Origin of the sequence: Massilimicrobiota sp. An142, assembly GCF_002160725.1 — a bacterium.
Lineage (GTDB): Bacteria > Bacillota_I > Bacilli_A > Erysipelotrichales > Coprobacillaceae > Allocoprobacillus > Allocoprobacillus merdigallinarum.
Genome location: NZ_NFLD01000092.1, coordinates 1 through 807 on the forward strand (window position 1 = coordinate 1; position 807 = coordinate 807).

The window sequence follows — 807 nt, forward strand, 5'->3', positions numbered from 1 at the left end:
TATTATGCCGAGAAAATAAAGAAAACCATATGATTATTAAAGGGTAATTTAAATTAACTCGGCATAATAACTAACTCCACATAAGGAGGATTATGTGGATATCGGCATAATCCTCCTTGAGGTACACCTTTAGTTGTTTCTTCAAATTTATGCTTTACTACGACTCCTGCATTGAGATATTTATGTATGAGTGATATGACTCTTCTATCTTTAATAGTTTGTGAAAGTATCTGTATAAGTCTTGAATGATTGACTGTATCAAAGTATTTCTCCAAGTCCAAGTCTACTGTGTATCGATATCCTTCATTGGCATAGTCTACGACTCTTTTTACTGCTTGATGAGCACTTCTTCGAGGTCTAAACCCATAACTGTTTTCATTGAATAATGGTTCAAAGATAGGCGTAAGTATTTGTACTATTGCTTGTTGGATGACCCTATCCGTCACTGTTGGGATTCCTAACCCTCTTTTCTTTCCGTTATCTTTCGGTATTTCTACTCTTTTGACGGCTTGCGGACTATAATGTCCCTCCATGATAAGTTTCTTTAGATAAGACCAGTGTTGTGCGAAATGCGTACGAACTTCTGCGACTTGCATTTTATCTACACCACCACTCCCCTTATTGCTCACAACCCTTTGAATCGCCTTTTCTATATTGGCATCTTCTACGATTGCTTCAAGTAACTTTCCATGTACTACAAATCTATTGGTGTTCTTCATATGTGATATCTCTTGTTTTGATACAGGATACACTTCTCCGTTATTGTCGTATTCCGTACTATCTTCATAGAGTAAGCCTAATGATAGT

General features: G+C 36.6%; 1 protein-coding gene. It reads right to left on the bottom strand.

What is annotated here, in order from left to right; all coding sequences use genetic code 11:
• Positions 1-53 precede the first annotated feature (53 nt).
• Positions 54-807: reverse transcriptase domain-containing protein (locus B5E87_RS14825; RefSeq protein ID WP_087246181.1), on the bottom strand; the 754-nt coding region annotated here is incomplete at its 5' end.